Raw genomic sequence first — 15,293 nt, forward strand, 5'->3', positions numbered from 1 at the left:
AGTGGCGGCCTGGTAGAAGGTCCAGGCACTGGAACTTCTGACTCGATCAAAAAAGAGATCCCCACCGGGAGTTACATCATGCCTGCAGATTCGACAGCCAAGCTCGGCCTCAACCCCGAAATGATCAAGAAGTACCAGGAATCGCTGGCTGCCAAGGAGGCCAACTTGCCGCGGCTGGGTGTGCCTGGCTACGGCAAGAAGGTGCCGGTGAACCTGAGTAACGGTGAGTACGAGCTGCCGCCAGAGCAGGTGCATGCGGTTGGTGTGGAAGCGCTCAACCAGGTCAAGGATGCAACCCATTCGCCGGAAGCGCCTGGGCTCGGCGTAGATTTGGAGGCGTTCAGGCGGTTCAAGCAGCAAAAGGAAAACTTGCCACGGCTGGGCGCAAGTCAAGAAATGCGCCGTCAGTACCAGGAGCGGCAGGGCAAAGAGCAGTTCTTTGCTGACGGCGGGCTGGTGGATGATCCTGATAAGTTGCCACGTCTTGGCGCGCGGCCTCAGAAACCTGGGTTTACTGATGGCCTGGCAGGCGGTGCTAAGGCGATAGTCGGTGCAGCGCTGGTGCCACAAGCAGCGATCGCTGATGGTGTGCGTGCTGGTGCTGCGCGGTTGGCTGGCGGTGACCCAGCAACCCTTGAGGGTGGCGCTGGGAAATATCGCGATATGGCCACAAATCTGGCGAGTGAAGGTTGGAAGCAAGCCTCAGGTGCTGCTGAGCAGATCCAGTCTGCAGGACGCGAAGCGTTGGGCGTTAAGCCGTTGGACAAGCCTGCTGCACAACCTGCTGCTGCAACTCAGCCTGTGGGCGGTGTGCCGGGTTACAACGGCATGCCGCGTCCTGCTGCGCCAGAATTGCCGCGCCTCGGAGTGCCTGGCTGGAACAAGACCGGCGTTGGAGCTGATCGTCAGGGTGGTGAAATTGCCACCCGTGCAGGTAGTGGTGGGGTGCCTGAGTTCAGCAACGATCAATCTGCTGTTGCTGGGGCGCAAGATCTGCCGCGATTGGGTGTTGGCCGTGTTGGTAATGGCGTCGGTACGTTCTCGCAGGCGAATGCAGGCGATGCTCAGTTGGCCTACGACCGAAACGAGCGGGCCATTACCGAGCGCGAGAAGATGATTCAAGCCAGCCGTCGCGGTGAGATTGGCGAAGGCGGCGGCCGGGTGACGGTTGTGGCAGATAGCTCGCGAGCGCCAACTTTTGCCGAAATGCAACGGGCTAAACTCGAAGGCCGCCAGGCCCAGACAGCAGCCCTGCAATCCCAAACCCAGCAAAGTGGCGCTGAGTCCAATCAGCGGATGACAACCGCGCAGTTGGAGCAGCAGAAGCTCCAGCAGGATCTGGCTACCGGCAAATACAGCGTGCAGGATCGTCAGCGGATCGCAGAACTGCAAGCGCGCATGGTCGACCCAGGCCTAAGCGAAGAAGAGCGCACCAGTGCCCGTGAAGCCTATACCGCACTGAGCACTCAGGCGAAAGACCGGTACCAGTCGCAGGATGTGATCCTGGGTCGGGATGAAAGCGGGAAGGATATTCGCGGTACGCAGCTGATCGACGTGACTACTGGGCGGCCGGTGGCAGGTGGGCAGCAGACTGGAGCTATGCCGGCGGGAGTAACCAGAGATTCAGCGTTGGCTGAAGCACGGGCGGCGGTAGCTTCTGGTATATCCAGAGATGCAATCAATCAGCGACTTCTGCAATGGGGGCTGGAACCAATCTAAGTCAGTTTGCTGACTTTAAATCATCAAACAAGCCGATTGGTTCATTGTAAAGGCGGTTGCAGGCGACTCGCATCATGCCTGCTGCCGTGTTGCTTTGGGTTTTTGCGGCCTTATCTAGTGCACATTCAGCACCTGACTTATATGAAAAGAGCCCACGGCCTGATCCTTGAGCGATCGAGTCATAGCCGTCGGGGTACTCAGCACGGCAGACTTTGGCGGCAGCATATGCGGTGGTGTCGTTGTGTACGCCAGGTAGTGCACTCAGCAGGCATTCGGCGTAGTTGTTCGCCATAGCCAGGGAAGGGCAGGCGAGCAGGGCGATGATGGCTAGATGCTTTTTCATGGTACGGTTATAGCCTGGGTTGAGTAGGCGGGCAATAGACGCATCTTGACACGTTGCAGCACTGCTTAAATCATCCCCTTTACTGCCTTTCTAGTGTCGCCTACCTTGATTGCTGGCGACTTGACCCATACTGTTTGTAATGGATAATGCGGCGCGCTAATCAATGCCGCGCTGTGGGTGAGGAGCAAATGGCAATTTTTCTGGTGGTGCCGAATTCGAATCAGGCTGGCATAAAAAAAGCCATGGAAAGCCTGAAAGAGACTAAGCGCATAGATTTTATCGACCTTCCAAATGAGGGTGCCTTCGTCAGTTTCCATGGCACCGCGCAGGAATTGTCTAATGAGTTAGGCATAACTGATGGATCATCTGGAACCGGTGTAGTGGTGGCCGTTTCGTCGTATTACGGTCGGGCTCCAACCAATATTTGGGAGTGGGTGAACTCTCGCTGGGAGTCCTGAGATGGCGCCAAGAACACCACGGAAGCCTGCAATCCCTGAAAGCAGCACTCCAACCCCTCCAATTGCTCCGCCTACACAAAATCAAGACTCATGGACTATGAATGCTGTAGTCCAGTTAACAGCGGCTACTGGGCGACTTGAGTCAGCTGTAAATAGCTTGACGGAGCGGGTTGGTGAGGTTCGAGACGGGCAGGACGCTCTTCAGGCTCGGATCGAGAAGGTTGAGCGGAAAATGCTTATAGCTGCGACATTCTTCAGCCTGATTATCGCGATTGGGGGAATTATCTTAGGCACTGCTGGTTTTGTAGCAAACAAAGCCATTGATTTTGGTCTTGAAATGGCTAAGTCAAAAATGCAGGAGCAAACACCTCCGATCCCTCCGCCTGCTAATACTTCGAAGTGACGAAGCCCCGCTAATGCGGGGCTTTTCATTTCTGGCAGCGTGATCGCGTCGCCTGACCCCCTGTAGGGTTCGTCTCCCGAAAATTCCGCTTTGAAACTGGCCATGCCAGGTACTTGCCGTGGCCTTCCAGTGACATAGCGTCGGGAAGGCCTCGGGAAACCGGGCCGGCCTCCCTCGGGTGCGCCGAAGCAGGCTAGGCCCGATCAGCCGAAGAGGAATGGTTCGCACCGCCCACGCCCCTGCCTGCTTTCCCTTCCAGGGCGGAAGGTGAGCGCTATGAACAACGTTATTCCTTTTCACTATGACGGCCAGCCTGTGCGCTTCAACAGCGATGGCTGGATCAATGCAACCGACGTGGCCAAGCGATTCGGTAAGCGACCAGTTGACTGGTTGAAGCAGGATGAAACCAGGCAATACATGTCCGTGATGGCAGAGGCTCTGGGCATGGAAACCAAAGTGAGCCAGGATCACTTTGGTTTAGTGGTCACTTCTCGTGGCGGTAAGAGCCCTGGGACTTGGCTTCATCCAAAACTGGCCGTGGTTTTTGCTCGCTGGCTTGATCTAAGGTTTGCAGTCTGGTGTGACCTCCATATTGATGCCCTGCTGCGAGGTGAGCTTACCGAGAAGCAGCGCTTTGACCAGGCGTGCAAGCGCCTCGATGACGGCAAGAGGGTTGCCAGTCAGAACGGCCGTGGCTTGGCCATCTGGAAGCGGCAGAAGCCACCGCTTGAGCGGGAGGTTGAATACCGTCGCGAGCAGCTGCAGATGATTCTCGGCTTCGATGATGGCCAGCACCTGAAACGCCACCCCCTGTAGGGTTCGCCTTTCCGGTACCACCCCAAGAGACTTGACCCGCTACGGCGGGTTTTCTTTTTGGAGGGTGGATGATGGCTGGTTTGTTCGATGACCTGAAAGACGGGGCCCCTGACGGCGCGCCGAGCAAGCAAGGGTTGTTCGACGACCTTAAAGCTCCAACTCAAAACACCTCGCTTTTGGGCGACCTCGGCACTGACCTCAAACGCGGTGTGCAGAAGCTGCCCGGTATTGCCACCGGCCTTGCCGATATCCCCGTTGCTGCCCTGACCAACAAACGCTTTGTTGACGAAACTGCCGACAAGGTAGGTGAGTTGACTGGCTTCCAGCCAAGCCAGTGGGCGGAAGAGGCGCGGGATGAATACAGTTCTGAGCGCCAGGCAGGTACCGCTGAAATTGACCAGGCCTGGGAAGAAGGCAGCGTAATGGATGTTGCCGGCGCATATGCCTCAAATCCTGGGAATGTTGCCGGCCTGGTAGCGGAGTCGGTGCCGCAGATGTTGGCGGGTGGTGTGCTTGGGCGTGGCGCCCTGGCTGCTGGCAGGGCAACTGGCTTGGTCGGTGCGCCAACCAGTGCCGCGCAGGCCGCCACTCAGGGGGCGATCGCTGGTGGTGTGGGCGAGGGTGCCGTAATTGCCGGCGGCACGATGGACCAGATTGATGACAGCGTTGAGCCTCGCCGGGCTGCAGCAGCAGCGGCTGGTGCAGGTGTGGCAGGCGCTGCGCTTGGTGTGCTGGGGGCGAAGGCTGCCCAGCGCCTGGGTGTGCTGGATGCAGAAAGTGCAATTGCTGGCGGTGCAGGTCAGGTTGCCGGTGAGGCGCCAGGGTTGGCGCGGCGTGTTGCAGGAGGTGCGTTGACTGAGGGCGTGCTTGAAGAGCTGCCGCAGTCCGCTTCTGAAACCATGATCCAGAACTGGGCCGAAGAAAAGGATCTGACTGATGGCCTGGCTCGGGCTTCCGTTGAAGGAACCCTTGCTGGCTCGGCCATTGGTGCCGGCGTGAACGTGCTTCCGCGCAAGCGTTCGGAAGAAATGGGCCTTGACCCGAATGCCGGCCCGCTTTCGGCTGCTGCCGTGACTGCTGTTGATAGTGAGCAGGCGCGACTGCCAGCCCCTGAGCGCCTGGCGCTGCCGGCGCCCGACCAGACCCTGTATGCAGATGGCCAGGGCAATGTCAGCGAGCAAGGACCCGCGCGTGATGTTGACCGTGAGCAGCGGCCAGTACCAGGGCGTGAACAGCCTGTGCGTGACTTCGGGCCAGGCATGGATCAGCAGGTTGAGCGCGGTACCGTGCCAGTCACTGGTGAGCTGATGCCAGCTGCGCAGAATGATGCGCCAGTGCAGGAAAGCGCAGAGCCACGGACCTTTGATGCTCAGCCTGAGCGCCAGGGCATTCCCGATCTGCGTGAAAGCTCGATTAATGTGGATGCTGAAGGCAATGCGGTACCCGGCAAGATTCCAACCCCACGCCAAGCCGATTATGTTCAGGGCGGCCGAGGTATGGACCAGCAGGCGCCGGTCGGAAAGACCTACAGCAACGTGCTGGCGGCCAAAAACGCTATCCAGCGGGCTGGCAGCACTGATGTGCTTGAAGCCGTGCAGGTTGGCCCGAAACAGTTCGAGGTGCGGGCTATCGCACCACCAGCGGCCAGCCAGGAAGCGCCTGCAGTTGAGCCTGCGCCGGTACAGCCGCCTGCTGCAGATGCAGTTATCGATGCGCCAGCGGCTGCCCCAGTTGCTAAAGCTGCCCCAGCGCCAACCGCCAAGCCAGCTGCAGTGAAGCCTGCACCACAGCCGGTGGATCGAAAGGGTTTGCCAGAAATCCTGCGCCACCCGAAGAAGATGGTTATTACCCGGATGGCCAAGGCCGCCGGCATCAAGAAGGGATCGCCGGGTTATGACGCAGCTGTCGGCCGCCTTGAAAGCGAGTATGAGCGCCAGGTAGACGATGCCCAGGCTGCGCTGCCGTTTGAACAGTTCAACGCGCTGAACAAGGAATCACCGGAGGGTGTGAACCGTCAGGCCTGGACGCAACTGCGAAAAGAACGCGGGATTGAAACGGCGGATGTGCCGGCCGCCACAAAAGTGAAGCCAATCAAGGGCGCCGATATCGACGGTGACTGGGCTTCATTCTCGAAGGATTCCGGCACCCTGAGTGTGCCCCGGGCAGAAATGCCGCAGATCAAGGCTGAGCACCGCGGTGCGATGGTCAACTTCCTCAATGCGCGCGACATTGCCCATGCGGAGGAAACCATTGCGGCCGACCAGCTCAAGCCGACCCAGGCAGAGTACTCGACCAAGAAGGTGGAAGCGGCCAAGGCGTTTGAGGGTGGCGACCGCTCCATTCTGATTTCCCGCGATGGGCATGTGCTGGACGGCCACCACCAGTGGCTGGCCAAGCGTGATGCCGGCGAGGATGTGAAGGTGATCCGCCTGGATGCGCCGATTCGCCAGTTGCTGGATACGGTTGCCGAGTTTCCCAGTGCTACTGTCGACGAGGCCAGTGCGCCGGCCGCCAAGGTCGAGGACTTCGGCGAGAAGATCGGCGGTGCGAGAAAAGACACTGCTACCCAAGGCAAGAAGAAGGCAGCCAAGGAAGCGGACAGCCGCCCAGCCTGGCAGCGCCGGTACGAAGTCACTCAGGTGGTCACCAGCACTGTGCCTGGAGAGGCGGGGCGCTGGGTCATCAGTGACACGCGCAAACTTGACTGGAATAAACGGCCGAAGCAGCTGCGCGGTAACTACGCGACCGAAGAAGAAGCCATGCAAATGCTGCCGGTCATTGCGGTGGCGCAGAAGCATCGTGTTCTGTCTGTTCGCGACGGTGATGGTACCGGCTTCGAAATCTGGCGGGATGTTACCGACCGCAAGCGCGTAAAGGTTGTCGACCAGGTGTTCCCATCCAGAGAAGCTGGGATGGAGTACATGGCCAGGAACGCCAAGGCAATTATCGAAACCAATACCACGTTCGGCGAGGCTGACTTGCCGCGGCCTGATAGCACTGTGCGCCAGGGCGCCGAGCGCCGCACCGGCCCGGTGAAGGACAGTGCATTTACCGAGGCCTTTGGCTTCCGTGGTGTGGAGTTCGGTAATTGGAACAACCAGGAAGAGCGTCAGCAGCTTCTGGATGATGCCTACGATGGCCTGATGGATTTGGCTGAAGTGATGGGTATTCCACCGCGCGCTATCAGTTTGAATGGTGACCTGGCGCTGGCATTCGGCGCACGGGGCCAAGGCTTGAGCGGTGCCCGAGCCCACTACGAGCCCGGCAAGGTGGTTATCAACCTGACCAAGATGAACGGTGCCGGCTCACTGGCGCATGAGTGGTTCCACGCACTCGATCATTACTTCGCCCGTCAGGATGGCAAGTCTTCTTCCGCTTGGGCGGTGGATAAGGACGGCACACGGTCGCTGAAGATTGCGAGCAACTTCGAGAACGATGCAGCCAGTTCCGGCTTCTTGCGCAACAACTCTGGTGTGCGCGAGGAGCTGCGCGATGCGTACACCGACCTGATGAAAACCATGTTCAGCAAGGGCGAAACCTATGTTGAGGACACGGCTCGCGTTGACGAGTTCGTGGGTCGCTCACGTAAGGAAGTGACCGACCGTCTTGATGAAATTCGCCGTGACCTGGCCGAACAGAAAGACCCAAGGTATTGGAAGCGGAACAACAAACCGGCCAGCGCTGAGCAGCTTGCTGAGTTCGACACTGTTGCCCAGCTTGTGCGGGATGGCACTGCGCTAAGTACCGAGCTGCGCCCAACCCCAGGCAAATCACGCTCTGTTCTGACCAGCATGCGTTGGACCAATGACGCCCTGGAGAAGATGAGCGAAATCTACAAGGCGGTGCGTGGCCGAACCGGGTTTAACGCAGAAAATAACGGCGTATTCGATCGACTGCGCCAAACCATGGGTGCCTATTCCTCTCGCCTCAAGATGCTTGCTGATGCGCAGAACGGCCAGGAAAAGGTCAAGAAGGTGCCTACCCAGTTTGCCATGGACGCCAAAGAGCTGGATCAGGGGCGAGGCACCGACTACTGGACCACGCCGCATGAAATGGCAGCGCGGGCTTTCCAGGGGTATGTCGAAGACAAGATCGCTGAGCGTGGTGGTCAGAGCCCATTCCTGAACTTCGGCCCTGAGAATGTGGGCATCCTTACTCCGTGGGGTTGGAAACGCCCATTCCCGGCAGGTGAAGAGCGTCAGTCGATCAATCGCGCCTTCGACAAACTGATAGGTGTGATCCAGACCCGTGAGACTGAGGGCGGCAATATCGCTATGTACCGGCTTAGCCCGGAGCAGGCATCTGGTATCCCGCTGTTCAGTGCTCGCGCCATTGCCGCCAAGGTCAGCAAGGCTACCGGTCTGCAGATTGAGACGGTAGCCAATGAGGCAGGGTTGCCGGCGGCGGTGCAGGCGCAGATCAAGCGCGACGGTGTGAGTGGTCGTGTGGCTGGGGTTTACCACAATGGCACCTCCTACCTGATCGCCAGCAATCTGCGCGACACGAAGCACGCCGTCAGTACCGTGCTGCATGAGGCCGTTGGCCATGGTGGCGTGAAGGCCGTGCTGGGCAATCGGATTAACCCGGTGATGCGCGGGATCTACCGCGATATGCCAGCGGCGATGAAGCGCGAACTTGAGCGCCGGTACGCTGGGCAGACTGCAAACCTGAGCGCTGCCGATGCTCAGGTGCTGATCGCTGAAGAGTATGTTGCGCACCTGGCCGAGACTGACCCGAAGAACGGGATCATCGAGCGGCTGGTGGCCATGTTGCGCCAGTTCATCCGCGCGACCTTCGGTGATTCGGCCGCAATGAAGTGGACCCGCAACGACCTGGTGCAACTTTTGGCCGAGGCGCGGCAGGCCGCTGGTGCTGGTGGTACAGATGCACGGTACCGCCAATCTGCTGCTGCAGAAGCTCTGGCTGCATTGCCTGATGTATCAGAGGTCAGCGAGGCCGAGTTTGTTGAAAGCCTGAGTGATCAGCAAGCCAACTCCTTTGCGCGGGCGATCTACAAGGCTCGCGGCACTGATTCGCCATTCTTCCAGCGCTGGTTTGGTAAGAGTCGAATGGTCGACAAGCAGGGTCAGCCGATTGCCTTTGTGCACCGCAGCTACGGAGAGCGCGATACTTTCGACGATGCAGACCTTGGCAAAAATACCGGCACGCCGACTGCCGCGCTCGGGCACTTCCTGGCACGCAAGGATGTGGGCAATGTCGATCGCTATGGTCCGGTGGTGGAGCAGTTCTATATCCGCATGGCCAAGCCGAAGGTCGTTACCCAGGACCAGTTCGAGGCGATGGGCGATTGGTCGCTGGTAAAGGTGAAAGCCTACCGCAAGACCCTGATGGGGCAGGGCTATGACGGGCTGTATATCCAGGGCCTGGCCTGGCCGGTGGTGTTCGAAGGTAAGAACATCAAGGCAAAACGTAATGCCGGCACCTTCAATGAAAGCGCCAGTGCTCGATACAACGTCAACGATCAGACCAAAACGCCAGCCTTTGTGCGTTGGTTTGGTGACTGGCAGGCCGCCCGTGCCGAAGCCAGGCTGGATGCTATGCAGCCAATCACCATCCGCACGCCTGCAGAGTGGCGCGGATTGTCTGTGGTGGATCTGCGCAGCCGGGTTGCAGCTTCTCTGGAAGCACTGGGCGACTCCGGTAAGCCGCTGCAGCACCCTGAGATTGGTGACGTCAAAATTGTGAAGCGCGGTATCGGGAAAGCACTTTCTGCCAGTGCTGACCCGGCAAAGCTGCTGGTGCTGGGCGATCTGCGTAAGGCTTTCGAGGGCAGTATCTACGCATCGTCAAAACCGGCAGAGGGCAAGCCCAACGTGATGGGCTACGACAAGCTGCTGGCGCGGGTGAATATCGATGGCCAGGATCTGGTGGCAGTGCTGACCGTTGAGACGCTGCGCAACGGACAACAGTTCTATAACGCAGTGACCCTGAATGACGGGCAAAAAAAAGCCCCAGTAGCATCTCCGCGGGATACCCCCATTGCTGGGGAACGCGCCACATCGGCCAATACTGGGACCTCAGGCTTTGTACGCCGAGAGCTTGACCGAGTCAATCCCGATACCGTCTCCAAGGTGGTAGATGCCGATGGGCGGCCACTGATCGTGTACCGAGGGAGTAGTAAAGAGTTCACCGGTATTGACGGCGGTGAGGCGTTTTTCACTGACTCGCAGGCTGCTGCGCGGACTTATGGTCGAAAGGTGAAAGCCGTATATCTGAACTTCAAAAACCCGATGGTGATCGATTACTACGGCCGGGAAGATAGCGACATTGTTTTTGATATCGAGGATGCACGCGAGGCTGGGCACGACGGGCTGATCGTTAAGAATGCGTTCGATGGTCGCAGTAAGTTTGACCAGTACGTGGCTTTCGAGTCCGGGCAAATCAAATCTGCTACTGATAATAACGGCGACTTCGACCCAGCCAGCCCCGATATCCGCTACAGCCTGAACGATGAAGCGGCCACCACTGATGCGCTGCGTAAGCTGGGCTTGGGCGGCAAGGATGCTGACGGCGTAGTCGAGCAGATCCGCAACATGACGCTGGGAGGCCTCAAAGCGAAGCTGTCCGAGTGGACTACCCGCTCAGAGGAAGGGCTATTCGATGGGCTGGTCGGCATTCGCCGGGCGGAAGAGGCTGTTGGCGTTACTGATGCCGAGAAGCAGGGCTATGTATCGGCGCGGATGGCCAGTGGCATCGCTGACGTGATGCACGGCGTGCTGCACTACGCGGCGCCAGAGTGGCGCGATGGCGTGATTGCCGGCAAAGCCGACACCCGTGGCGTGCTGGAAATCCTGGGCGACCTGGGCCAAGACAACCTAACCCCGTGGCTTGCCTGGCTGGGTGGTAAGCGCGCGCAGATGCTCAAGGCGCAGGGTCGCGAGAACAACCTGACCGATACCGAAATCGCCGAGCTGATCGCGATGGGCAAGGGCAAGGAAGCGCTGTTCGAGAAGGTGTACCAGGACTATGCCAAGGTCAACGAGGCGGTGCTGGACCTGGCTGAGCAGGCAGGGCTGATTGATCAAAGCGCCCGGGCGAAGTGGGCGACCGAGTACTACGTGCCGTTTTACCGCGTCGACGAGAGCGAAGGCCTGTTCAGTGGCCCGCGCTCGAAGAAAGGACTTTCCCACCAGTCGGCCGCGATCAAAGCGCTGAAGGGCGGCACCCTGCCAACCAATGATCTGTTGACCAACATGCTGGCGGGCTGGACCAAGCGCATCGATGCCTCGATGAAGAATAAGGCACTGCTGGAAGTGGTGGACAACCTGCAGGGCAGCCAGTACCTGACGGACGAAAGCCCGCGCTACCAGCAGGTGCTGATTTCCCGCAGCCAGATCGCCGACCAGATCCGCAAGGACCGTAAAGCGCTGGCCATGGCGGCAGAAATGCTGGGGCTGCCGGCCGAGAGCAAGTTCCTCAAGGTGGCAAACCAGCTGATGAAGCCAGAAAACGAGGGCTTTGAGCAGCTGTGGACGCGGGTTGCACCGACTGATCCGGACATTATCCGGGTGCAGCGCGACGGGAAGAATGAGTACTACCGCGTCAACGACGAGAGCCTGCTGCGCGGCCTGAAGTTTATGGAAGGCAGCGTGTTCAATGACCCGATCACCCGTATCGGCCGGACGTTCAAGCGCCTGCTGACCACGGGCGTTACGGCCTCGCCTGATTTCATCCTGCGCAACTTCATCCGCGACGCGGCGCATGCCTGGATGATCAACAAGGATGGCTTTGTGCTGGGTAAGGACTCGATCAAGGGCATGCGTGACGCGCTTCGAGAGGATCAGGACTATCGCGACCTGATGTTTGCCGGCGGCAGCTTCCAGGGCGGTTATGTGCACGGTACCGACCCCGAGGCCTCGGCGCAGATCATCCGCCGTGCGTTGGAGAAGAAAGGCTTCACCAGCGAGCAGCAGAGCGCCTACCTGGGTAGTTTGGTGAATACCCCGGCCAAGGTGGCGGGCATGCTGGGTAAAGGCTGGCAGGCCTACCGCACGCTGGGTGACAAGGTGGAAAACGCCAACCGGTTGAGCACTTACAAGGCAGCACTGGCCGCCGGCAAGTCGCCGCGCCAGGCCGCCTATGAGGCGAAGGATCTGATGGACTACAGCCTGCGCGGTAACTTCGCCGCAGCGCAGTGGTTTACCGATGTGGTGCCGTTCCTCAATGCGCGCATGCAGGGCCTGTACAAACTGGGCCGGGCGGTCAAAGGCGACAAAACCCTGATTGCCAAAGAAGTGGCCATGAAGGGCGGCTATATCGCGCTGTTCTCCCTGCTGTTGGCCGGGCTGAACGATGACGACGAGCGCTACCGGGGCCTGAAGGACTGGGACAAGGATATGAACTGGCACATCTTCCTAGGCGACCAGCACTTCCGCATTCCCAAGCCATTCGAGTTGGGGCTGGTGTTTGGCACCGTGCCTGAACGCCTGCTGCACGCGCTGACCGGTACGCAGGATGGCGGCGACCTGGCCAAGGCTGTGTCGCATGGCGTGTTCCAGACCCTGGCATTCAACCCGGTACCGCAGTTCTATCAGCCGATCCGCGAGCTGCAGGCCAACCGCAACTTCTTCCATGACTCGCCGATCGAGGACATGAGCGACGAGGGCAAATTGCCTGAGGCACGCTTTGATGAGCGCACCAGTGCAATCGGTCGGGTACTTGGCCAAGTCACCGGGCCGACCCTTGGGCTTTCGCCCAAGCAGCTGGATCACCTGGTGCAGGGCTACACCGGTACCCTCGGCGGGTATGTGCTGGGTATGTCGAGCCTGATCGCCAGCGCGTTTGATGGCGTAGACAGCCCGACAACCCGCGCCAGTGATCTGCCAGTGCTGAAGGTGCTGTACCAGGGCGACGCGGTGCGTTCGACTCAGTACCAGTCCGAGTTCTACGACATGATGCAGGAAGCTGATCAGCTGCACCGCACGGTCAAGGCTTACCGGGACGAAGGGAAGGTAGAGGCTGCTGCGAAACTGCTGGAAGGCAACAGCGACAAGCTCAAGCACCGCCCGGCGCTGGGCCTGGCACGGCAGCAACTGGGCGCCGTTCGCCGGCAGATGGATGCTGTGTATCGCGATACCGCCATGGATGGGGACGCAAAACGTCGGCGGCTGGAAGAGTTGCAGACTCGCTCAAATCAGATTGCCGAGCGAGTGGTGCGGCTGGCTGGGAAGGACTTCTAGAAGATCATGCCAAGGATGGCAATGACCGTAACGATGGCACCGCACAGCAGGGCAAGGCCCCAGAAGGTAGATTCGGCCGCAGCACGGGTGGACTTTTTGGTGGTGGCGAATAGGCCGTAACCCACCGCAAGGATGATGCCGCCCAGTACGGGGTTAGCCAGCAGCGAGAACATGCCGAGCACCATAAGGATGCCGCCTATCCAGACTTGCAGCATGGGTTATGCCCCTTTTCTTTGACGTAACCAATAAAACGTAATAACCGGCCAGGCAAGCACCGCTATTTCGTAGCCTCCAGGCACAGGGCAACTTTTGCACCAGTTGAATAGGCTCTTGTTCTCATCGTCAATGAAGGCAAGCACGGCACAGCCGACGATAAACCAGGCAGCGAAAATTATGATGCCGATCAAGAATTGAAACATGAGGTATCTCCTAAAATTCATGTCCAGTTTCAGGGCGCTGCGACTACAGGGCAAGGGCCTGTTCAGGCCCTCTTGCTGAAATCACCTACCACCACGTTGCCTTTTTCCAGGGCATCGAGGTGATCGGCATACCACTGCATCATGGTGCGGCGGTGCTCCAGGTACTTGGCTTTGTTGTAAACGCCGGCCGTGCCTTTTTTCTTGTGGGATAGCTGGGCCTCGATGTGGTTTTCGTCGAAGCCCTTTTCGTTCAACAGGGTGCTGGCAATGTGGCGGAAGCCGTGGCCGGTTTGCTCGCCCTGGTAGCCCATGCGTCGCAGCGCCATGTTGAACACCATATTGCTGAGCGGCTTGGTGCGATCGTTGCGGCCGGGGAAGAGCAGGCCGTAGCCGCCAGACAGCTGTTTAAGCTCCTGCAGGATGGCCAGCGATTGGGTGGACAGCGGCACCAGGTGCTCGCGGCCTTTCTTCATACGCTCGGCTGGTACCGTCCACATGGCGCCTTCCAGATCAAACTCGCTCCAGTGAGCCTCGCGCACTTCGCTTGGGCGCATGCCATTGATGATCAGCAGGCGCAGGCCGAGCTTCACCGCACGCGCGCCACTGTATGCCGTCACGGCGCGCAGCAGCTCGGGCAGACGTTCCTCGCTGACGTGGGCATAGTTCTCGGATTGCTTGGTCTGTAGGAACTTATCCAGCCCGTCGACCGGGTTGTTTACGGCGCGGCCGGTGACCCTGGCTAGGTCGTAAATCTCTTTGCAATACCGGCGCACATTGCCCAGCTGATCGAGGATGCCTTTCTTCTCCATGCCGCGGAACAGATCCATCCACTCCATGGAAGTGATATCGAGATAGGAGCGTTTGCCCAGCTTCGGGAATACATGCAGATCCAGGGCGCCGATCACCCGCTTGGAATACCCATCGCCCCAGCCAGTTTTGCGCGTGGCATACCACTCGCGTGCCAGTAGCTCGAAGGTGTTTTCGATTTTGGCCTTTTCCGAGGCTTCGTCTGCCTTGCGCTGGGTTGATGGATCAACGCCTTGGGCAATGAGCGTCCTGGCCGCTTGCGCTTTCTCGCGTGCGGCGGCAGCACTGACGCTGGGGTAGGGGCCTAAGCCAAGCCAGGATCGGGCTTTCGAGCCTGGTTTCGAGTAGCGAAGTTCCCACAGCTTCTGGCCGGACGGTTTGACCCGAAAGTACAGGCCCTGGCCGTCGTGTTCTCGGTAGGTTTTATCCTCAGGCTCAAGGCCGGCGAGGGTGCTATCGGCCATCGGCCGGCGCTTAATATCCGCTCTTTTCATGGCTAATTGGTATGCCGAGTTCTAATGAATCGGCAGCATACCAATCGGCATACCAAATTGGGAGGGATAAGCTGAAACAAGGTGGTATGAGCTGAAACAACAAAGCCGGCTACAGGGGCCGGCTTTGCTGGGGTTTCGACACATGCTGGTACATGGTGAAACAAGGAAGTGGTCGGAGAGACAGGATTCGAACCTGCGACCTTCTCGTCCCGAACGAGACGCGCTACCAAGCTGCGCTACACTCCGAATGGGTCGAGATTGTACTGAAAAAGTTTTACTGCACAAGGGGTTAGCTTTTAATTTTTTCTATTGGCCAAGCGTTGTAGATGCTATGGCTGAACCCCGGCGGCGTGGCAAAAGCTGTCATGCGCCGCCAGGGCGATCGACTTACAACTCCTTGAGAGTACGCACCTGATCCTTGTTGACCTTGGCGCGTTTGCCATCAAGTTGTTCGAATTCGTAGAAGCCCGAATCCTCATCGAAATGTGGCTCGTCGATGGTCTGGATTTCGCGGCCATCATTGAGGGTGATCACCGTTGGCGATGCGCAACCTGTCAGCGCGACCAGGCCCAAGGTAAGCAGCAATGCCGGAATAATCCGCTGAGTCATGGGGTTCTCCTTGATTGATAGAGTA

Annotated in this window: 10 protein-coding genes and 1 tRNA gene; 5 read left to right on the plus strand and 6 right to left on the minus strand. The window is 59.0% G+C overall.

From position 1 onward, the window contains the following. Positions 1-78 precede the first annotated feature (78 nt). The gene (locus ACSQ17_RS17875) at positions 79-1,719 is read left to right on the plus strand and encodes a hypothetical protein (protein WP_436069934.1); all 1,641 of its coding nucleotides are present in this window, start codon (positions 79-81) and stop codon (positions 1,717-1,719) included. 1 nt (position 1,720) lies between these two features. Here ACSQ17_RS17875 and ACSQ17_RS17880 read toward each other — a convergent pair whose 3' ends face one another. Further along, positions 1,721-2,062: a hypothetical protein gene (locus ACSQ17_RS17880; protein WP_436069935.1), complete on the minus strand. Its 342-nt coding sequence runs from the start codon at positions 2,060-2,062 to the stop codon at positions 1,721-1,723. 188 nt (positions 2,063-2,250) lie between these two features. Between ACSQ17_RS17880 and ACSQ17_RS17885 the strand changes: the two genes are divergently transcribed. The 4 genes from ACSQ17_RS17885 (at position 2,251) to ACSQ17_RS17900 (ending at position 12,939) form a co-directional block, all read left to right on the plus strand. Then, positions 2,251-2,520 (plus strand): hypothetical protein, encoded by a 270-nt coding sequence (locus ACSQ17_RS17885; RefSeq protein WP_436069936.1) that lies wholly within the window; start codon positions 2,251-2,253, stop codon positions 2,518-2,520. Positions 2,521-2,617: 97 nt separating this feature from the next. Beyond that, positions 2,618-2,923: a hypothetical protein gene (locus tag ACSQ17_RS17890; protein WP_339731366.1), complete on the plus strand. Its 306-nt coding sequence runs from the start codon at positions 2,618-2,620 to the stop codon at positions 2,921-2,923. Between the two features lie 276 nt (positions 2,924-3,199). Continuing rightward, positions 3,200-3,739: a KilA-N domain-containing protein gene (locus ACSQ17_RS17895; RefSeq protein ID WP_436069937.1), complete on the plus strand. Its 540-nt coding sequence runs from the start codon at positions 3,200-3,202 to the stop codon at positions 3,737-3,739. Between the two features lie 71 nt (positions 3,740-3,810). Then, on the plus strand, positions 3,811-12,939 hold the full coding sequence (locus tag ACSQ17_RS17900) for an LPD38 domain-containing protein (RefSeq protein WP_436069938.1): 9,129 nt from the start codon (positions 3,811-3,813) through the stop codon (positions 12,937-12,939). Here ACSQ17_RS17900 and ACSQ17_RS17905 read toward each other — a convergent pair. The 5 genes from ACSQ17_RS17905 to ACSQ17_RS17925 form a co-directional block, all read right to left on the minus strand. Further along, positions 12,936-13,154 carry a hypothetical protein gene (locus ACSQ17_RS17905; protein WP_436069939.1) on the minus strand — a complete coding sequence of 73 codons (219 nt, stop codon included), beginning with the start codon at positions 13,152-13,154 and terminating at the stop codon, positions 12,936-12,938. The genes ACSQ17_RS17900 and ACSQ17_RS17905 overlap by 4 nt on opposite strands. Before the next feature lie 3 nt (positions 13,155-13,157). Continuing rightward, a complete protein-coding gene (locus ACSQ17_RS17910) occupies positions 13,158-13,358 on the minus strand; it encodes a hypothetical protein (RefSeq protein WP_436069940.1) in 201 nt (66 codons plus the stop codon). Between the two features lie 62 nt (positions 13,359-13,420). Then, on the minus strand, positions 13,421-14,659 hold the full coding sequence (locus tag ACSQ17_RS17915) for a tyrosine-type recombinase/integrase (protein ID WP_436069941.1): 1,239 nt from the start codon (positions 14,657-14,659) through the stop codon (positions 13,421-13,423). Between the two features lie 169 nt (positions 14,660-14,828). Then, positions 14,829-14,905, minus strand: a tRNA-Pro gene (locus ACSQ17_RS17920). Positions 14,906-15,046: 141 nt separating this feature from the next. Then, a complete protein-coding gene (locus ACSQ17_RS17925; RefSeq protein ID WP_233684285.1) occupies positions 15,047-15,268 on the minus strand; it encodes a YgdI/YgdR family lipoprotein in 222 nt (73 codons plus the stop codon). Between the last annotated feature and the right edge of the window lie 25 nt (positions 15,269-15,293).

This window comes from Pseudomonas sp. LjRoot71 (genome assembly GCF_964253255.1).
In the GTDB taxonomy this organism is placed as follows: Bacteria; Pseudomonadota; Gammaproteobacteria; order Pseudomonadales; family Pseudomonadaceae; genus Aquipseudomonas.